This is a genomic window from Pseudomonas sp. JS3066 (assembly GCF_036328175.1).
Classification (GTDB): Bacteria; Pseudomonadota; Gammaproteobacteria; order Pseudomonadales; family Pseudomonadaceae; genus Metapseudomonas.
On record NZ_CP143312.1, the window covers coordinates 4554431 to 4572054 of the forward strand.

Annotated in this window: 19 protein-coding genes, 3 tRNA genes and 1 pseudogene; 10 read left to right on the forward strand and 13 right to left on the reverse strand. The window is 62.2% G+C overall.

What is annotated here, in order from left to right; translation table 11 throughout:
• The first annotated feature begins 1 nt into the window (after position 1).
• The 8 genes from ispE (at position 2) to SA496_RS21575 (ending at position 4874) form a co-directional block, all read left to right on the forward strand.
• Complete coding sequence (gene ispE, locus SA496_RS21540) at positions 2-853, forward strand: 4-(cytidine 5'-diphospho)-2-C-methyl-D-erythritol kinase (RefSeq protein ID WP_120654605.1); 852 nt, start codon at positions 2-4, stop codon at positions 851-853.
• Positions 854-885: 32 nt separating this feature from the next.
• Positions 886-960, forward strand: a tRNA-Gln gene (locus tag SA496_RS21545).
• 60 nt (positions 961-1020) lie between these two features.
• A tRNA-Gln gene (locus SA496_RS21550) sits at positions 1021-1095 on the forward strand.
• Positions 1096-1181: 86 nt separating this feature from the next.
• Entirely contained in the window at positions 1182-2123 is a 942-nt protein-coding gene (locus tag SA496_RS21555; protein ID WP_028629917.1) for a ribose-phosphate pyrophosphokinase, read from the forward strand.
• A 108-nt stretch (positions 2124-2231) separates the two neighbouring features.
• Positions 2232-2834: a 50S ribosomal protein L25/general stress protein Ctc gene (locus SA496_RS21560; RefSeq protein ID WP_120654604.1), complete on the forward strand. Its 603-nt coding sequence runs from the start codon at positions 2232-2234 to the stop codon at positions 2832-2834.
• Positions 2835-2872: 38 nt separating this feature from the next.
• Entirely contained in the window at positions 2873-3457 is a 585-nt protein-coding gene (gene pth, locus SA496_RS21565) for an aminoacyl-tRNA hydrolase (protein ID WP_330114441.1), read from the forward strand.
• 26 nt (positions 3458-3483) lie between these two features.
• A complete protein-coding gene (gene ychF / locus SA496_RS21570; protein WP_120654603.1) occupies positions 3484-4584 on the forward strand; it encodes a redox-regulated ATPase YchF in 1101 nt (366 codons plus the stop codon).
• Positions 4585-4797: 213 nt separating this feature from the next.
• Positions 4798-4874, forward strand: a tRNA-Met gene (locus SA496_RS21575).
• A gap of 77 nt (positions 4875-4951) precedes the next feature.
• Here the strand turns inward: SA496_RS21575 and SA496_RS21580 are convergent.
• From SA496_RS21580 to SA496_RS21590, 3 genes and pseudogenes are all read right to left on the reverse strand, one after another.
• Entirely contained in the window at positions 4952-5374 is a 423-nt protein-coding gene (locus tag SA496_RS21580; RefSeq protein WP_330114442.1) for a type II toxin-antitoxin system VapC family toxin, read from the reverse strand.
• Complete coding sequence (locus SA496_RS21585; RefSeq protein WP_028629912.1) at positions 5371-5616, reverse strand: FitA-like ribbon-helix-helix domain-containing protein; 246 nt, start codon at positions 5614-5616, stop codon at positions 5371-5373. Before SA496_RS21585 ends, SA496_RS21580 begins: the two co-directional genes overlap by 4 nt.
• A 35-nt stretch (positions 5617-5651) precedes the next feature.
• Positions 5652-5921, reverse strand: a pseudogene (locus SA496_RS21590) (tyrosine-type recombinase/integrase); the annotation flags it as partial.
• A 216-nt stretch (positions 5922-6137) separates the two neighbouring features.
• Between SA496_RS21590 and SA496_RS21595 the strand changes: the two are divergent.
• Together SA496_RS21595 and SA496_RS21600 are read left to right on the forward strand one after the other, a co-directional pair.
• Positions 6138-6341 (forward strand): hypothetical protein, encoded by a 204-nt coding sequence (locus SA496_RS21595; RefSeq protein ID WP_120654577.1) that lies wholly within the window; start codon positions 6138-6140, stop codon positions 6339-6341.
• 130 nt (positions 6342-6471) lie between these two features.
• Entirely contained in the window at positions 6472-6699 is a 228-nt protein-coding gene (locus SA496_RS21600; RefSeq protein ID WP_120654576.1) for a hypothetical protein, read from the forward strand.
• A gap of 117 nt (positions 6700-6816) precedes the next feature.
• Here SA496_RS21600 and SA496_RS21605 read toward each other — a convergent pair whose 3' ends face one another.
• From SA496_RS21605 to SA496_RS21650, 10 genes are all read right to left on the reverse strand, one after another.
• Entirely contained in the window at positions 6817-7815 is a 999-nt protein-coding gene (locus SA496_RS21605) for an isocitrate/isopropylmalate dehydrogenase family protein (protein WP_330114443.1), read from the reverse strand.
• 4 nt (positions 7816-7819) lie between these two features.
• Positions 7820-8731 carry a DMT family transporter gene (locus tag SA496_RS21610; protein ID WP_120654574.1) on the reverse strand — a complete coding sequence of 304 codons (912 nt, stop codon included), beginning with the start codon at positions 8729-8731 and terminating at the stop codon, positions 7820-7822.
• Positions 8732-8734: 3 nt separating this feature from the next.
• A complete protein-coding gene (gene can / locus SA496_RS21615; protein WP_120654573.1) occupies positions 8735-9379 on the reverse strand; it encodes a carbonate dehydratase in 645 nt (214 codons plus the stop codon).
• 71 nt (positions 9380-9450) lie between these two features.
• Complete coding sequence (rimI, locus tag SA496_RS21620; protein ID WP_120654572.1) at positions 9451-9903, reverse strand: ribosomal protein S18-alanine N-acetyltransferase; 453 nt, start codon at positions 9901-9903, stop codon at positions 9451-9453.
• The gene (locus SA496_RS21625; RefSeq protein ID WP_330114444.1) at positions 9900-10703 is read right to left on the reverse strand and encodes an energy transducer TonB; all 804 of its coding nucleotides are present in this window, start codon (positions 10701-10703) and stop codon (positions 9900-9902) included. Before SA496_RS21625 ends, rimI begins: the two co-directional genes overlap by 4 nt.
• Positions 10700-12250, reverse strand: coding sequence for a 2-isopropylmalate synthase (locus SA496_RS21630; RefSeq protein WP_120654570.1), 1551 nt, complete (start codon positions 12248-12250; stop codon positions 10700-10702). The genes SA496_RS21625 and SA496_RS21630 overlap by 4 nt, the downstream gene beginning before the upstream one ends.
• 273 nt (positions 12251-12523) lie before the next feature.
• A complete protein-coding gene (locus tag SA496_RS21635) occupies positions 12524-14848 on the reverse strand; it encodes a DUF6160 family protein (protein WP_330114445.1) in 2325 nt (774 codons plus the stop codon).
• A gap of 10 nt (positions 14849-14858) precedes the next feature.
• A complete protein-coding gene (locus tag SA496_RS21640; protein WP_120654568.1) occupies positions 14859-15467 on the reverse strand; it encodes a DUF6160 family protein in 609 nt (202 codons plus the stop codon).
• Positions 15457-16485: a hypothetical protein gene (locus SA496_RS21645; RefSeq protein WP_120654567.1), complete on the reverse strand. Its 1029-nt coding sequence runs from the start codon at positions 16483-16485 to the stop codon at positions 15457-15459. Before SA496_RS21645 ends, SA496_RS21640 begins: the two co-directional genes overlap by 11 nt.
• A gap of 2 nt (positions 16486-16487) precedes the next feature.
• Positions 16488-17534 (reverse strand): DUF6160 family protein, encoded by a 1047-nt coding sequence (locus SA496_RS21650; protein WP_280359880.1) that lies wholly within the window; start codon positions 17532-17534, stop codon positions 16488-16490.
• Between the last annotated feature and the right edge of the window lie 90 nt (positions 17535-17624).

Here is a 17624-nt window from a genome sequence, read left to right on the forward strand (position 1 = left end):
CATGCAGGATGCGCAACTCGTCCTGCCGGCACCGGCCAAGCTCAACCTGATGCTGCACATCCTCGGCCGACGGGCCGACGGATATCACGAGCTACAGACCCTCTTCCAGTTCCTCGACCACGGCGACGAACTGGGTTTCGCCCCGCGCGACGATGGTGAAATCCACCTGCGAACCGACGTGCCCGGCGTTCCCCACGACAGCAACCTGATCGTCCGCGCGGCGCGCAAGCTCCAAGCCGAATCAGGCAGCCGCCTCGGCGCGGACATGTGGCTGGAGAAGCGCCTGCCCATGGGAGGCGGGATCGGTGGCGGGAGTTCCGACGCCGCGACCACCCTGCTCGCGCTCGACCGACTGTGGAACCTCGGCTGGAGCGAAGACCGTCTGGCAGCTCTAGGGCTTACCTTGGGCGCCGATGTGCCGGTCTTCGTGCGCGGCCGCGCGGCCTTCGCGGAGGGTGTTGGCGAGCAGCTGACCCCCGTCGAACTCCCTGAGCCGTGGTTCCTTGTCGCCGTGCCGCAAGTCTTTGTCAGCACAGCAGAAGTTTTCTCCGATCCTGAGTTGACACGGAATTCGCCGCCCATTAAAGTTCGCAGCCTTCTTGAGGGGGGCGGTCGTAACGACTGCCAGCCGGTGGTCGAGAAGCGTTACCCGGATGTACGTAACGCTCTGATCTTGTTGAATAAATTCACTTCAGCTAGATTGACCGGCACTGGAGCTTGTGTGTTTGGGAGCTTCCCAAACAAAGGCGATGCTGATAAAGTTCGCCGCCAACTTCCGGCCACTCTGCCGAGCTTTGTCGCCCAGGGCCGCAACATCTCCATGTTGCACCGCAAGCTTCAAGGTCTGGCTTGAGAAGGAATGCAAGGCATTCGGTTGTACGATACAGGGGCGTCGCCAAGCGGTAAGGCAGCAGGTTTTGATCCTGCCATGCGTTGGTTCGAATCCAGCCGCCCCTGCCATTAACCCACTGGGTCATGCGTACAGCGAAACGAATATCCTGCATAGCGAGTTGCACACATAGGGGCGTCGCCAAGCGGTAAGGCAGCAGGTTTTGATCCTGCCATGCGTTGGTTCGAATCCAGCCGCCCCTGCCATACACTTGAAAAGCTGTTCAAAAGCCCACGGCCTTTGAACGGCTTTTTGATTCATCAGGTCTACCCTCAGCCGGCAGGTACTGCGCGTGTCCAAGATGATGGTCTTCACGGGGAACGCCAACCCCGATCTGGCGCGTCGCGTCGTACGTCAACTGCATATTCCCCTCGGTGATGCCTCCGTAGGCAAGTTCTCCGACGGTGAAATCAGTGCTGAAATCAATGAAAACGTTCGCGGCAAGGACGTTTTCCTGATCCAGCCGACTTGCGCACCGACCAACGATAACCTGATGGAACTGGTAGTGATGGCTGACGCCTTCCGCCGTTCCTCGGCTTCCCGCATCACCGCGGTCATCCCCTACTTCGGCTACGCCCGCCAGGATCGCCGCCCGCGTTCCGCCCGCGTGGCTATCAGCGCCAAGGTAGTGGCTGACATGCTGACCGTAGTCGGTATCGACCGTGTACTCACCGTCGACCTGCATGCCGACCAGATCCAGGGCTTCTTCGACATTCCGGTGGACAACATCTACGGTTCCCCGGTCCTGGTCGATGACATCGAAGACCAGCGCTTCGAGAACCTGATGATCGTTTCCCCGGACATCGGCGGCGTGGTTCGCGCACGTGCCGTGGCCAAGTCCCTCGGCGTTGACCTTGCGATCATCGACAAGCGTCGTCCGAAGGCCAACCAGTCCGAAGTCATGCACATCATCGGCGATGTCGAAGGCCGCACCTGCGTGCTGGTCGACGACATGGTCGACACCGCCGGCACCCTGGGCCACGCGGCCAAGGCCCTGAAGGACCATGGTGCTGCCAAGGTCTACGCCTACTGCACCCACCCGGTGCTGTCCGGCCGTGCCATCGAGAACATTGAAAACTCCGTGCTGGACGAGCTGGTGGTGACCAACACCATCCCCCTGTCCGCCGCGGCACAAGCCTGCTCGCGTATCCGTCAACTGGATATCGCGCCGGTTGTGGCTGAAGCGGTCCGCCGCATCAGCAATGAAGAATCGATCAGCGCGATGTTCCGCTAAGCGGCCATCCCTGACGAAACGCGCCCCGCTCAGGCGGGGCTTATAGACCAATCGCCCGGATGCTGGTCGCAAGCATTACGGGCGTTTTGGTTATTTTGGAGAACTGTAATGACTGATTTCGCCCTGAATGCCGATGCGCGTTCCGACCTGGGGAAAGGTGCGAGCCGCCGCCTGCGTCGTAATGCCAACCTGGTTCCCGCTGTAATCTACGGCGGCGAGAAAGCCCCGCAATCCGTAAGCCTGCTGGCCAAAGACCTGGCCAAGCTGCTGGAAAACGAAGCTGCCTTCAGCCACGTGATCGCCCTGAACGTTTCCGGTGCTACCGAAACCGTTCTGATCAAGGCTCTGCAACGTCACCCGGCCAAAGGCTTCGTACTGCACGCTGACTTCCAGCGCGTAGTTGCCGGCCAGAAACTGACCGCCCACGTACCCCTGCACTTCATCAACGAAGCTACCTCCGTTGGCGTGAAGCAAGGCGGCGGCGAAGTTTCCCACACCATCGCTGAAGTCGAAGTCTCCTGCCTGCCGAAAGACCTGCCGGAGTTCATCGAAGTTGACCTGGCCAAGGTCGAAGTAGGTCAGACCGTTCACCTGTCCGACCTGACCCTGCCGAAAGGCGTCGAGCTGGTGGCCCTGGCCCACGGCAACGACCTGGCAGTTGCCAACATCCATGCTTCCCGCGTGGTGAAGGAAGAAGGCGAAGCCGAGTAATTTCTTACTCTGCGTCAGCCTGATAAAGGGCCCCTGTAGTGACTGCCATTCAACTGATCGTCGGCCTGGGTAATCCAGGCCCCGAATACGACCAGACCCGGCATAACGCAGGGGCCCTTTTCATTGAGCGCCTGGCCGATCGCGAACGCGTCAACCTGAGCCTCGACAAGAAATACTTCGGCCTGGTCGGAAAATTCTCCCACCAAGGTCGCGACGTTCGTCTGCTGATCCCCACCACCTACATGAACCGCAGCGGCCAGTCCGTGGCGGCGTTGGCAGGGTTCTTCCGCATTCCCCCCGAAGCCATCCTGGTGGCCCACGACGAACTCGACATGCCCCCAGGAGTCGCCAAACTCAAAACCGGCGGCGGCCACGGCGGCCACAACGGGTTGCGCGACATCATCGCCCAGCTCGGCAACCAGAATTCGTTCCATCGCCTGCGGCTTGGCATTGGCCATCCGGGGCACAGCAGCCTGGTATCCGGTTTCGTACTCAGCCGCGCCCCGCGCAGCGAACAGGAACTACTCGACACCAGCATCGATTTCGCCCTCGACGTGATGCCAGAACTGCTCGCCGGTGACCTCACCCGCGCCATGCAGAAGCTGCACAGTCGCAAGGCCTGAACCCACTCCGCGCAGAGGCACATACCATGGGATTCAATTGCGGCATCGTCGGCCTACCCAACGTCGGCAAGTCCACCCTGTTCAACGCCTTGACCAAGTCCGGCATCGCAGCGGAGAACTTCCCCTTCTGCACCATTGAGCCGAACAGCGGCATCGTGCCGATGCCCGACATGCGCCTCAACGCACTGGCCGACATCGTCAAGCCCGAGCGCGTGATCCCCACCACTATGGAGTTCGTCGACATCGCCGGCCTGGTAGCGGGCGCCTCCAAAGGTGAAGGCCTGGGTAACAAGTTCCTCGCCAACATCCGTGAGACAGACGCCATCGCCCACGTGGTGCGCTGCTTCGAAGACGAGAACGTCATCCACGTCTCCAACAGTGTCGACCCCAAGCGCGACATCGAGATCATCGACCTCGAACTGATCTTTGCCGACCTCGATAGCTGCGAAAAGCAACTGCAGAAGGTTGCTCGCAACGCCAAGGGCGGTGACAAGGACGCCCTGGCGCAGAAAGCCCTGCTGGAAAAACTCATCCCCCACTTCAGCGAAGGCAAGCCGGCGCGTTCCCTGCTGAAGAACCTGGGCGACGAGGAAAAGCGCCTGGTTCGTGGCTTCCACCTGCTTACCAGCAAGCCGGTGATGTACATCGCCAACGTTGCCGAAGACGGCTTCGACAACAACCCTCACCTGGACGTGGTTCGAGCCATCGCCGAGGAAGAAGGCGCCATCGTGGTTCCGGTGTGCAACAAGATCGAAGCCGAAATCGCCGAACTCGATGACGGCGAGGAAAAGGATATGTTCCTCGAGGCTCTCGGCCTCGAAGAGCCTGGCCTGAACCGTGTGATCCGCGCCGGCTACGACCTGCTCAACCTGCAGACCTACTTCACCGCCGGCGTGAAGGAAGTCCGCGCCTGGACCGTTCGCATTGGCGCCACCGCCCCGCAGGCTGCCGCAGTTATCCACACCGACTTCGAAAAAGGCTTCATCCGCGCCGAAGTAGTCGCCTACGACGACTTCATCCAATACAAGGGTGAAAACGGTGCCAAGGAGGCCGGAAAATGGCGCCTGGAAGGCAAGGAATACATCGTCAAGGACGGCGACGTGATGCACTTCCGCTTCAACGTCTGATCTCCTAAAAAGCCCCGGTCCTCCGGGGCTTTTTGCTTCCGCGGGATGGCGAAGGACGAAGCGAAAACCGCCACTTGCCTCTCCCCTCCCTCGTCGAATGCCGCTTCACGCTCCTGAAAACCCTCGCGCCGCCTAAACGCTTGAAAGATCACAAAATTATCTAAGCAAAGGGGTTGACAGCCTGCCACCGGACACGGAAAATGCGCGCCACTCGGCTACATAGCTCAGTCGGTTAGAGCGCAGCATTCATAATGCTGATGTCCCAGGTTCAAGTCCCGGTGTAGCCACCATACAAATCAAAGGGTTAGCGCAAGCTAACCCTTTTTTGTTTTGGGCGACAGACTACATCCCGACTACCGAGCCTTTGCTAGGCACCTTCCCAAGGATTCACGAGGGCCACCCCCAACTCTTCGAAGTCACGGGTGTTTCGTGTAGCGACCTGGGCGCTGTAGAGTCGGGCTATCGCCGCAATCTGTGCATCCGCCATATCCGTCGCCCTTCCCTTGGCCTGACTGGCCGAAACCAGGGCCGCGTAGTGCACAGCTGCATCCGCATCAAAAGACAGAATGCAACCGGCAAAGAGCTTGTTGAAAAGCGTGTCGGCGCCCATCGCCAACAAATCCTTCCGCTTACCGTTTGGCATCCTGGCGATCCCATAAAGGATCTCAGCCACTGAGATGGAACAGATCACCAGTTCGCTACCTGGCTGAGCATCCAGCCATGCAACGACGTTTGGGTCAGGCCTGGTTTTCATCATCTCCGAAAGGACATTGGTGTCTAACAGGATCATTCATCAAAGTCCGCTGCACGTGCCTTTGTGTTGCGGGGAGGCAATTCCAAGTCCACACCGCCCGCAGCGGCAAAAAGTTCGTGAATCCGAGTGCCCATTCCGCTGGGCTTGTTCTGCTTCGCAAGCGCTTCAGCAAGGATCACCCTCACTTCTTCCTCCATCGAGCGACCATGGCTGGCGGCGACGACACGAAGCCGAGCTTTCAGCTCATCGTCCAGGTTGCGAATCGTGATGCTAGCCATAGGGACCTCCAGTGGAATCATTGCAATCACTGAAATCATACTGGAACGTACCTGCTTTGCGCCAATGGCGACAGACGTAATGCAGATTCCAGATGATCCGGCGACAGGTGCGCATAGCGCATGGTCATGGCGATCGACGAGTGCCCGAGGATCCGCTGCAGGCTGAGGATGTCCCCTCCACCCATCATGTAGTGGCTAGCGAAGGTATGCCGGAGGATATGGGGCATCTGCCCTGGCGTGTGGAAACCACAGCGTTGGTAGGCACTTCGAAATGCGGCCCTGCGAGACATGAACATAGATCCGCTGCAGACGAAGGCGATGACGAAATCCCATGCCGGCAATCGCATACCGTCACTGTTCCCTCAGGTTGATTTCAGGAAGAATCAAGCCTGAACACGGGCATCGAAGCCCCGACCTTTGCCAGTCACACCGCGCCTTTTTCAATGGCGCAGGAGATGGCAACCTGTAGAGCAGGCACCGTTCCCAGGTCACACAATTCGCCCATACGGACAGATGAGAAAGTGAAAGACGACTTCGAAAGCATCCGAGCAGAACGCGAAACGCCGCCCCACCGCGTGGCACCAACCAAGAACTACGCAGGACTCTGGAAGCAGATCGCGCTGGGCATCATCGTTGGTTACACCGTGCTTGGCATCATGAGCACTATTGGCTGGTTCATCTTCCTTAAGCTCAGCATGGGCAGCTTGCAGATCGCGATTCCCTGAGCCGGGAAATACGGGCTACCTTCCGAAAATCCGAACCGCCTATAGGAAGTATCTGAACTAACGCTTCCCCCATAGCCCCTCTCTCCGTGCCGTGTTCCCCTCCCACGGTCATCCATGCGAGGCAATCCACATGCATATTCATGTTGGCGAACGCAGGGAAGGTGACGTGCTTACGCTGAGGGTGCTGGAAGGAATCAGCGAATCAGTGTTGATGGAGATGTTGAAGGCGGAGGGGATCGAGATTGTGGTTGGGCCAATTGTGAATGGCTCGGCGCGGCTCGAGGTTCGGGCGCCTAAACGGATGCTGGTTCTGGTGGAGAAGGCTCCTCCGGGGCCGCCGGAGATAGATTCTGGTTGAGATTTGAGACCCCGCTTTGGCGGGGTTTTCTTTTTTGTGGAGGTTGGGAGGTCGGTGCTTAGGCTGGAGACCCTCTCCCCCGCCCCCTCTCCCTGAAGGGAGAGGGGAGCAAAAGCCTTAGAGCACAGCCAGGATGCCCTGCCCCACTACCCGAGTGGTTTCGAAGCCGAAGTCGGCTTTGCCTTCTTCGCGCAGGAAGTTTTCCACAGCGGCTTCCAGCCGTATGGCCAGGGCGGGTTTCTGCCAGTGGTAGCGCAGCAACAGCGCCATACTGAGGATGGCGGCGATGGGGTTGGCGCGGCCGCTGCCAGCGATGTCGGGAGCGCTGCCGTGGACGGGTTCGGCCAAGGCGATGCCATTGTCCCAGTTGAGGGAAGGCGCAAGGCCGAGGCCGCCGCTCCAGTGGCAGGCAAGGTCGGAGAGGATATCTCCAAAGAGGTTGCTGGTGACGATCAGGTCGAAGGCTTCGGGCTGTTCCACCAGTTGCAGGGCGGCGAGGTCGACCAGACGTTCGTCGAGTTCTGCAGCCCAGCCCTCGCCTTCCAGGACCTCGCGGCAGGTGTCACGGAAAAGGCCGCAGGTCACGGGCAGGACGTTGGCCTTGTGGACCAGGGTGATGCGCCGGGCCTTGCGCGCCTTGGCTACGTCCAGGGCACAGCGCGCCAGCGCTTCGCAGGCAACGCGGCTGATGACCCGTTCGGCGATGGCGACGCCTTCGGATTCCCAGTGCTCGCGGCCACTGTAGAGGCCTTCGCTGTTCTCGCGGAGGATCATGAGGTCGACGCCCGGCCGAGGCGAGACGCCTGGCCAGCTGCGTACCGGGCGCAGGCTGGTGTTGAGCTTGAGACCCTGGCGCAGTTGCAGGATGGCGCTGCGGTAACCGGGCACACGCTGGCCAGTGGGAGAGGAGACCGCGCCGAAAATGCCTGCGCTACAGTCTCGAATCGCTTGGTAGGTCGCCTCGGGAACGGCATTGCCGCCGCGCTGGAAGCAGCTCCAGCCGGCCTCGGCTTCCACGATTTGCAGGTCGGGAAGGAGTTTCTCCAGCACTTCGACCGCAACCGGCACCACTTCGCGTCCGATACCGTCTCCTGGGATGACGACTAGTTTGTGCATAGGCTCACCTCAGCGAGGGGCGCGTCGCCAACAACAGGCCGGAGAAAATCATCGCCCCACCCAGCCAATGGTAGGCCTGCAAGCCCTCGCCCAACAGCAGGTATCCGAGCAGCGCGGTGAACACCGGCATCAGGTAATTGGTGAGCACGGCTTTGGCCACACCCAGAATTCGGATGCCCTGGTTCCACAACAGGTAGGCCAGGAGGGAAGCGCAGACGCCGGTGTAGCCAATGGCGGCAAAGTTTTCCACAGACAGCTCGAAGCGCTGCCCACTGGCCAACTCCAGCAGATAGAACGGTAGAAGCATGGGCACGCCACTCGCCACCAAGGCGCCCAGCAGCACCAGCGGCGGCAGCTTGAAGTAGTGGTTCCAGCGACGCAGCAGCAGCGTGTAAAGCGCCCAGTCCACTACGGCAAGCAACATGATCAGGTCACCCGGGTTAAACGACAGCGCTGCCAGTTGCGCCAGGCGGCCCTGGGCGATCAGCACCAGCAGTCCGCTGGTCGCTACCGCCATGCCAAGCCAGGCACGTCGTGGCGGCCACTCATTGAGCAGCACGCCCGCGCCGATGAAGGTCGCCAGCGGCAGGCAGGTGTTGAGCAGAGTGAGGTTGATGGCCACCGTAGTGCGCGCGGCGAAATAGAGCAGCACGCTGTAGGTGCTGATCCCCAGGGCTGCCACCACCAGCAGGCGCCAGCCGGCGCAACGCAGCGCGCTGCGATGCTCCCACATGGGTCGTGCGACGAAAGGCAGGAGGATGGCCAGCGCCAGCGTCCAGCGCCAGAAGGCCAGAGTGAACGGCGGGATGGCATCGTGGAAGGCGCGGGCAACCAAGGCGTTGCCGGCCCAGAAAACGCTGGCCACGAGCAGGCCGAGCCAGGCCAGGCCAACGGCCCGGCTGTTGTATTGCGTCATGGTTCAGTTCTGTCCGATAGGGCGCAGGCGGTACTGCGGCGGCAGTTGTTCCATGCCGCTGACGGTGACGTTGAGGTTTTTCCAGATGCCGTCCTTGATGCCATAGATGCAGCCGTGGACGGAGAGTTCCTGGCCACGGTGCCAGGCGTTCTGGACGATAGTGGTGTGGCTGACGTTGGCCACCTGCTGGATGACGTTCAGCTCGCAGAGGCGGTCAACGCGCTCTTCTTCGGTGGCGAAGGTGGCGAGGTGCTCGCGCTGGTCGTAGTAGAGGTCGCGAATGGTGCGCAGCCAGCCATCGATCAGGCCGTACTGGGTATCGCGCATGGCGGCGCGGACGCCACCGCAGCCATAGTGGCCGGTGACCAGGATATGCCTCACCTTGAGCACGTCCACGGCGTACTGGATGACCGACAGGCAGTTGAGGTCGGTGTGCAGTACCACGTTGGCCACGTTGCGGTGGACGAAGAGGTCGCCGGGCAGCATGCCGACGATTTCGTTGGCCGGCACGCGGGCATCGGAGCAGCCGATCCAGAGGTACTCCGGCACCTGCTGCTTGGCCAGCTTGGCAAAGAAGTCCGGGTCTTGTTGCTTGATCTTCTCGGCCCAGCGCGCGTTGTTGTCGATCAACTGTTGCAGGTCGCTCATGCTTCTTCTCCTCTTCTGGCTGGCGGCACCTTACGGAGCACCGGGAGCTTTGGCAATGGCCTGCGCCGGGCTCAATCGATCAGCGTGCAGGCCATGACCAGGGCGTCTTCGCGGCCCCCCACGGCGGGGTAGTAGTCGCGGCGACGGCCGATTTCGTTGAAGCCATAACGCTCGTACAGACGGTAGGCGGACTGGTTACTGGCGCGCACTTCGAGGAAGCATTCGCCGGCTTCCAGTTCACGGGCGCGCTCCATCAGGTGCTCCAGCAGGCGCAGGCCCAGGCCGCGGCCCTGGCTTTCCGGTTTGACGGTGATGTTCAGCAGGTGGGCCTCGCCGACGATGACGTTGATCACGCCGTGGCCGACCTGCTGGCTGCCTTCGAACATCAGCCAGCAATCGTAGGACTTGAGGCTGTCGTTGAAGATGCCGCGGGTCCAGGGATGGCTGAAGGCGGCGTATTCGATTTTCAGGACTGTATCGAGGTCCGCCTCGGTCATCGGGCGGAAGGAAACGGCATCGGTCATTCAGTGTTCTTCCAGCGGCGCATCACGCGGCGCATGGCTTGCCAGAGTGCGCCCTTGAGTTCGGGCTCGTCCATCAACAGTTCCAGGCCAGGCAGTGCCCAGGCGGCGCCCAGGCCTTCAACCTGGAGTTCTCGGTTGAAGGCAGTGGCGTCGGCCTCACCGGCAAATCGCACCGCCGGCAGGCCCACGAGCCAGAGACAGGCGCAATCGCCCTGCTCTTCCATGCGCACGCCAACGAAGCCCTGGATGAAGTCGCGTGCGGCATCGGGGCCCTGGTCCATGTTGCCGCGGCTGAGCAACGGCCAGCGCACCGGCTCGCCGAGGATCTGCGGGCTGTCCGGCAGGCCGGCAGCGCGCAACAGGTCTTTCAGCAGCAGGTAGGCCGGGTCTCGGCTCTGGAACGGCTCGCCAGTTGGCAGCTCCACCAGCAGCAGGCAGTTGCCAGCGCGCAGAAGCTGCAGCGAGAAGCGCGGCGGCGGAAGCGTTTCCGCCTTGGTCGGCGCGGTTTCCGGTTCGGCAGCCGTTTCGGGTTCGGGCTGTACGGCCGGTCGCGGGGCGCTGCCAGGACGGGGAATCTCGATCCTGGCGCGCGCGGAGGGCGCCGACGGGCGGGCTTCCGCTGCGGGTGCTTTGGGCGTTGCGTCAGCAACCGGCACCGGTGCGTCCTCGTGGGGGACATCCGGAACCAGGGCCAGCAATTCGGGATTGGAAGGTGCGGCGAAGGGCAATGCCGTGCGGGGTAGCCAGGTGGCTACCTGCATGGCATCGAGATACGCGCGACGACGGTGTTCTGTGATCAAACGTCAGCAACCTGTGGGTGAGCCTTGCGCACGCCGGCCTGCATCAGGTTCAGCGCGTTGAGGTAGGCCTTTGCGGAGGCGACAACTATATCGGTATCCGCACCGTTTCCGTTGACGATTCGTCCGGCTTTTTCCAGGCGGACGGTGACTTCACCCTGGGAATCGGTCCCCTGGGTGATGGCGTTGACCGAATAGAGCTGCAGGCTCGACTCGGACGTCGCCAGGCTTTCGATGGCCTTGAAGGTGGCATCCACCGGACCGGAACCGTCGGCGCTCGCGCCTTGCTCCACGCCGTCGATGGACAGCACCAGCTTGGCCTGGGGCACTTCTCCAGTCTTGGAGGCGACCTCCAGGTAGACCAGTTTGAAGTGCTCCGGGGCTTCCTCGCCCAAGGTGTCGGATACCAGCGCCTGCAGGTCTTCGTCGAATATCTCGTGCTTCTTGTCCGCCAGCTCCTTGAAGCGGGTGAAGGCGGCATTCAGGTCGGCCTCGCTGCCCAGCTGGATGCCGAGCTCGTCCAAGCGGGTGCGGAACGCGTTACGCCCGGAGTGCTTGCCCAGCACCATCTTGTTGGTGTGCCAACCGACGGACTGGGCGGACATGATCTCGTAGGTTTCGCGGTGCTTGAGCACGCCGTCCTGGTGAATACCGGACTCGTGGGCGAATGCGTTGGCACCGACGATGGCCTTGTTCGGCTGAACCGGGAAACCGGTGATGCCGGAGACCATGCGCGACGTGCTGAGGATGTGCGGTGTGTCGATGTTGGTGTAGACACCGAGCACGTCCTGGCGGGTCTTGATGGCCATCACGATCTCTTCCAGCGCGGCATTGCCGGCGCGCTCGCCCAGGCCGTTGATGGTGCATTCCACCTGGCGGGCGCCCACTGCAACGGCAGCCAGGGAGTTGGCCACGGCCAGCCCCAGGTCGTTGTGGCAATGCACCGAGAACACCGCTTTGTCGGCATTGGGGATGCGCTGCAGCAGCTGGCGCATGGTTTCCGCGTACTGGTGCGGAATGGCGTAGCCAACAGTGTCGGGGATGTTGATGGTGCGAGCACCGGCATCGATGGCGGCTTCGATGATGCGGCAGAGGAAATCGATTTCCGAGCGGCCGGCGTCTTCGCAGGAGAATTCCACGTCTTCGCAGAGGTTGCGTGCACGCGTCACCGCCCGAATGGCCTGCTCCACCACCTGGTCCGGCTGCATGCGCAGCTTGTACTGCATGTGGATGGGGCTGGTGGCAATGAAGGTGTGGATGCGCGCGGAGTTGGCGCCGGCCAGGGCTTCGGCGGCGCGGTCGATATCGGCATCCACTGCCCGCGACAGGCTGCACACGGTGCTGTCCTTGATGCTGTCGGCAATGGCCTTTACCGCCTCGAAGTCGCCGGGGCTGGCGATGGCGAAGCCGGCCTCGATCACGTCCACCCGCATGCGCTCCAGGGCCTTGGCGATTCGCAGCTTTTCTTCCTTGGTCATGGAAGCGCCGGGGCTCTGCTCGCCGTCCCGCAGGGTGGTATCGAAGATGATGACGCGATCTTGGCTGCTCATGGCTCGCTCCTCACGGCCCCACCGTGCGTGCGGCCGGGGCTCAGGCTGATGGTGCCGGACTGCTTGTGGCGACGGCACCCGATCAGAGGATTGTGGCGTGAAAAGCGGTGGGCGGAAAGGTCGGCGGGCGGCTGATGGAAGGGTCAGGGAAACCTGGTAGGAGCGAATTCATTCGCGAAAGGAGCGCGAAGCGCTCCCCCGGGGTTCCTGGGCAGGACTGCATCCTGCAATCGCGAATGAATTCGCTCCCACAATGAAAGCCCCCTGGGGGCTTCAATTGATCGGCGTCGCTGTCAGGTTGGCGCTGATGTCGGCGTTCTGCACCTTGATGCCATACATGGAGGTGACGGCGCCGCCGGTTGGGTGGACGTGTTGCAGGCGGTCGACGTTGATTTCCTTGAAGTGGATGCGGCCGTTCACCGCGAAGCCCAGCGGGTCCGGGGTGACCGGGGTGCAGCTGCCGCCATTCTTAGTGCAGACCTTGGTGGGCGCGACGTCCAGGTTGAGGTCGGCGTTGAAGCCGTAGGTGTTGGCGTTCGGGTCACTGGGGTTGCCATCCGAGGTGGAGAAGTTATCCACAACCAGCTGGCTGCCGGTGCCGGCGGCACCGTTGACGCGATTGGTTTCCCAGACGATCTGGTTACGCTTCTCGTCGGTGGCCACGCCATTGGTGGTGCTGTCGATCGCGGTGTCACGGACGAAGACGTTCTTCAATTTCACCGACACACCTTCATTGCCCCGATCCTCCCAGCGCCCGCCGCTGGCCGAGCAGGCACCGGCATTGGCGCCGCTGCCGCCGACGCATAGGGCGCCCGCACCACCGGAGCTCACCGCCAGCGTGGAGCCCAGCTCAAAGCGCTTCAGTACCAACCTGCCAAGGCTGGTGCCGGTGGCACGATCCCCCCAGCGCAGGTCGCTGACCTCCAGCTTCGACCAGTAGGTACCCTTGCGCAGTTCGATGCCGTTGTTGCTCACGTCCACCGAGCCATCGCGAAAGTGCATGTCGTAGGTGGTGCCGGCCAGCCACAGGCCCTTGCCGGTTTCATCCACCGTGATGGCGGCACGGGCATCGCTGAAGACGAAGTCGGCGTTGTAATGCACACCGTCGCCACTGCTCCCCCCCGGCAGCAGGGTGATCTGGCCATTCAGGGTGAAGTCGTAGGCAGGGAAGATTTCCATCAGCACCAGCAGTTCGGTGCCGCCCTGCAACGGCGCATCGGCCGAGCCAACGCGCAGGCCGTCGAAGCTGTAACCGCCCTTGATGTTGGAAAGCCCCAGGCGTAGGCCGTCGAAATGACCGTTGTAGTTGCCCTTGCCCATGTCGCTCTGGGTGCCGGCGTAGCAACCGGTGCTGACCCCGCCCGCGCAACTCTTGGTCAGGTCCAGGGTGAGCTGGCCGGTGCCGTTGGTGCGCAGGCCGCTGAACCACATGCTGTTGCCGTTATCGGTGAGGGAAACCGAGCTGTTGGCCATGTTCCAGCTGACATCGGCAGTCAGGCCCTTCGCCCCGGAGTTGGGGTCGCCGCCCGGACGTAGCTTGAGCCAGTTCTGCTTGGCGCCGTCGTCGGCGAAGTTGAGGTCGATGGCCAGGCTGCCCAGTTTCTGGTTGGTCGGGTTGCCGACGATCAAGCCGCCCAGGGTGGCGTTGAGCTTGAGGTCCTGGAAGGCCACCTGTGCATAACTGCTGCCTGCGTCCTGGGCCAAGTCGATGGTCAGGCCTCCGAGGCTGCGCAGGGTGCCGGAGAAGTTCTCGGCGCGAAGGATGCCTTCGTCCTGGTACTGGAACAGGCTGCTACCGATATTCAGGTCCGGGCGGACGCGGATGCCATCGCCGCTCGCACCGCCACTTGCGACGCTGAGGCTGCCGCCCAGGCGCAGGTCCATGTTCAGCTTGCCGAAGCTGCGGCTGGCGTTGGGGTCCCGCAGGTCCGGCGCGCCGGGCGTCACGGGGGAGACCGTGGGATCGCCGTGGGCGAGGTCGAGACTGATACCGCCGACAGTGCCGATGAAGCGCGCGTCACCGAGGTTGAGCTTGACCTCCTGACCACTGCCACCGCTGACGATGTCCAGGTAGGCGTTGTTCAGGTAGGTGTCGAAGGACAGGCCTTTGACAATGAGGTCGAAGCCGTTGTCGCGGTAGTAGAAGGTCACATCGCTAAGGGACAGCCGGCTGTCGTTCACCGCGATGCCGCTTACGCCGCTGGCCCCGCCTCCCTTGAGCTTCAAGGTGGCGCCCAAGGTATAGAAGGCTCGGAACGAGCCAAAGCTCTTGCTGCTGCCATCCATCTCGATGTTGTTCACTGCCAGCACCTGCGGCGTGGAGCTGTGCTGGACCTCCAACTGGCCGTCCTGCACATCGATGGTCGACTGTGAGGTGCCGGTGGTGCCGGTGGCGGCGCGATTACTCACATCCCGCAGGTTCAGGCTGCGGCCGTCCTGTGTGTAGCTGACGTTGCTGGCCGACCAGCCCTTGCTGGAAGCCTCCAGGCTGATACCGCCCTGGCCGCTGACCGAAGCCATGGTGGAGTCGTCCAGCGCTTCCATGGCCTGGGCCTGGGAAGCGAGGAGCATGCCGAACAGCAAGGGGGCTGGGCGCATGGGCGGTTCCTCAGTTCTTCGGGAAGATCAGCACGCTGCCCTGCATGCGGATGGTGCCGTCGATCTTCGCCGAGAAGATATTCGTCTGCTGGTAGCTGGGATTGCCGCCGTTGGCGACGGTGCCGGACTTGTTCTGCCAGCCACCCTGGTTGGCCACGCCGAAGGCGAAGCTGCCGTTCTTGAAGCGCATCTCGTTGGGCAGGCCCAGCGCCAGCACATCCTGGTTGAAGGCCGCACCGTCGCCGCCGAAACCACTGCTGATCAGTCGGGTGTTCAGTGTCAGGCCCTCGAAGCTGAAGATGCCCTTGAGGTTGTCCAGCACATACCAGCCGCCATTGGCCTCGGAGCGGATGGCGATGCGCAGGCCGCAACTTTCCGGAGTGGCGGCACCAGCGATGGCGCAGCTGCGCTCGTTGGCCGTCCATGTGGCCGGATTATTGGACACCGGTGTGTTCCAGAGCACGCCGCCATTCTTGTTGATGCTGAACTCGCCGGAGAGGTACACCCCGCCCTGCCCACTCATCTGGCTCAGGTCGGCGTCCTCCAGCGCTTGCAACTCGGCTCGCGCCATCGACGGTAGCACCAGCAATACCGCCAGGTAGAGCGCCCTAAAGGTCATGGCTGGTCACCTTCAGGTAATTGATGCTGAGCCCCTGGAGCGCGTTGTAGCCGAAGTTGTAGCCACCGCTGGAAAAGCTGCCGCTGCCGGTCTGGAGGCTGTTGATGACGATGTTGGTGCGCGGCGCGTTGGCGTAGAAGTCAGCGGCCAGCGCATCCTTCTGCGCCTGGGAGGTACCGGACGCCGTGGGGTTGGGCAGTTCGAGCACGAACTGGCCGTTGCTGCTCACGTCGAACAGCAGCGGCTGGGTCTTGCCGTAGCCGAGGGATATGTTGGCGAAGGCGTTGTTGAGGAAGATGGTGCGGTCGCGCTGCTCGGTGGCAGTCGTGCAACCGGTGGTGCCGGCTGCGCAGCTCATGATCTGCAGGCTCTTTGTGAACAGATTGATACGCGCCTCGCCGACCATCTGGCTGCGGCTGCTGTCCCCCCACAGACGCAAGTAGGAGCCGTCCATCGCCAGCTCGGCGAAGTCGAGGTTAAGGATATCGGTGCGTCCGGCGGCCACCTGGAAATCGAAGCGGATGCCCAGATCGACCTTCTCGCTGGCGCGGCTGGAGCAGTTGTTGCCGGCGGCAGCCAAACCCGCGATGCAGGGTTGGCCGGCGGCGCCGGTCAGGCGCTCCGGAAACATGAATTCGAGGACAGTGACATTGCTCGGGGTGGTCTGCACCCACTGCCCATCGTCGCGCAGGGTGCGCATGGCTTCGCCCTTGGCGAGATTGAGGGCGAAGGGATGGTCGAGCCGGCCGATGGTAACCGGGCTCAGATTCGCCCCTTTGTTGCTGCCGGCGGCGCCCAGGTAGAACTCCTTCACCGAGATCGGCACGTTCTGCTTGGCGGCGTTTGTGATGTCGTTGATGGTGATGGTCGCGTTGTTGGCGTCCAGCAGGACCTGATCCAGCACGAAGCCGATTCCGGCACCGTCCACATTGGAGAGCTCCGCGTCATCCAGCGCCTTGAGTTCAGCCTGCGCTGTGGCGGCGGCCAACGACAGCAGGATCACGATGGTTCTGCGCATGCTCAACACCCCGCGGTGGCTGTGCCCAGGCAGGTGTCCTGCCGCGGGATGCCATTGAACGCCTGCTCGAAGTCGATGTTGATCGGCGACACCAAGTTGCCGTTGGCGTCGCGGTACTTGGGCATGTTCATGAAAGCGCCCTTGAGGGCGGTCATGAAGGCGTTCTGGTCCATGTCCTTCCACGCCAGGTCCTGGGTCTGGAAGGAGATGAAGAAGCCCTTCGCCGCGCCCTCCATGGTGTTCATGTTGCTGATGTTGCCCACCGGCAGGGATTTGAAGTCGCTGAGCGGGAAGCAGGTATTAAGGGAGAGGATGCCGCAACCGCTGGACTTGAACAGGCTGAGCAGAGCGTCGGAGAGGCCGCCGAGGTTACAACCGCTGACGCAACTCAGCGCCGTGCCATTGGTGAGGCCGGCCATGCCACCGCGTACCGGATCGGCGTTGCCGCTGGAGTTCACCAGGGTGGCGTCGGCCTGTAGCCTGGTCGAGTCACTGATACCGGCCAGCGCCAGGAGGAACTGATCGAACCCCGAAGCCTTGTCGATGATGGGCTTGGCGGTGCCGGTGATGTGCACCGGGATATTCCCGGTCAGGCTCTGGATATCCCCCGACAACACGCCCTTGGCCTCGCCGAAGCCGATGCGCACACCCACCACCTTGTTGCCGGAATAGGCCAGTTCGACGAAGGGATCGGCAATACGGAATGGGTTAACCGAGCCGTCCGCATTCACGGTGCCAAGGGCGAAGTTGTTGATGAGGATGTCGGACGAACCAGCGACTTCCCCCGCCCGAGTAACGGAGTCGTCATACTGGCCGAGCTGGAGCTTCTTCATGTTCAGCTGGGTGTCGACGTTCACCCCGAAGTTGACGCGGGTGTAGTTGATCCCGGCATTGGCGTCGGTGGTCAGGTTGATGAATGCCTGGCCGGTGATGTCGGACAGTTCGCTGTCGGCCAGCTCCTCCATTCGCGCCTGGGCGATAGACGAGGAGAACACCCCGGCAAGAAGAATGGCCTTCAGCGACCAGGCGGGCAGCGGATTCGAACGCATGGCGACATCCCTGATTGTTCTTGTATGGGCAAGCGACGAAGACTCGTCCCCTTTTTAGCCACTATAGGGAGGCAGGCCGGGAAGCGTCCC

Excerpts from the sequence above, each read along its gene's own strand:
- SA496_RS21610 (WP_120654574.1), bottom strand. The coding sequence starts at position 8,731 with ATGACGCAATACAACAGCCGGGCCGTTGGCCTGGCCTGGCTCGGCCTG.
- can (WP_120654573.1), bottom strand. The coding sequence starts at position 9,379 with ATGAGCGACCTGCAACAGTTGATCGACAACAACGCGCGCTGGGCCGAG.
- SA496_RS21645 (WP_120654567.1), bottom strand. The coding sequence starts at position 16,485 with ATGCGCAGAACCATCGTGATCCTGCTGTCGTTGGCCGCCGCCACAGCG.
- ispE (WP_120654605.1), top strand. The coding sequence starts at position 2 with ATGCAGGATGCGCAACTCGTCCTGCCGGCACCGGCCAAGCTCAACCTG.
- SA496_RS21650 (WP_280359880.1), bottom strand. The coding sequence starts at position 17,534 with ATGCGTTCGAATCCGCTGCCCGCCTGGTCGCTGAAGGCCATTCTTCTT.
- SA496_RS21600 (WP_120654576.1), top strand. The coding sequence starts at position 6,472 with ATGCATATTCATGTTGGCGAACGCAGGGAAGGTGACGTGCTTACGCTG.
- SA496_RS21640 (WP_120654568.1), bottom strand. The coding sequence starts at position 15,467 with ATGACCTTTAGGGCGCTCTACCTGGCGGTATTGCTGGTGCTACCGTCG.
- ychF (WP_120654603.1), top strand. The coding sequence starts at position 3,484 with ATGGGATTCAATTGCGGCATCGTCGGCCTACCCAACGTCGGCAAGTCC.
- rimI (WP_120654572.1), bottom strand. The coding sequence starts at position 9,903 with ATGACCGATGCCGTTTCCTTCCGCCCGATGACCGAGGCGGACCTCGAT.
- SA496_RS21605 (WP_330114443.1), bottom strand. The coding sequence starts at position 7,815 with ATGCACAAACTAGTCGTCATCCCAGGAGACGGTATCGGACGCGAAGTG.
- SA496_RS21585 (WP_028629912.1), bottom strand. The coding sequence starts at position 5,616 with ATGGCTAGCATCACGATTCGCAACCTGGACGATGAGCTGAAAGCTCGG.
- SA496_RS21630 (WP_120654570.1), bottom strand. The coding sequence starts at position 12,250 with ATGAGCAGCCAAGATCGCGTCATCATCTTCGATACCACCCTGCGGGAC.
- SA496_RS21635 (WP_330114445.1), bottom strand. The coding sequence starts at position 14,848 with ATGCGCCCAGCCCCCTTGCTGTTCGGCATGCTCCTCGCTTCCCAGGCC.
- SA496_RS21560 (WP_120654604.1), top strand. The coding sequence starts at position 2,232 with ATGACTGATTTCGCCCTGAATGCCGATGCGCGTTCCGACCTGGGGAAA.
- SA496_RS21580 (WP_330114442.1), bottom strand. The coding sequence starts at position 5,374 with ATGATCCTGTTAGACACCAATGTCCTTTCGGAGATGATGAAAACCAGG.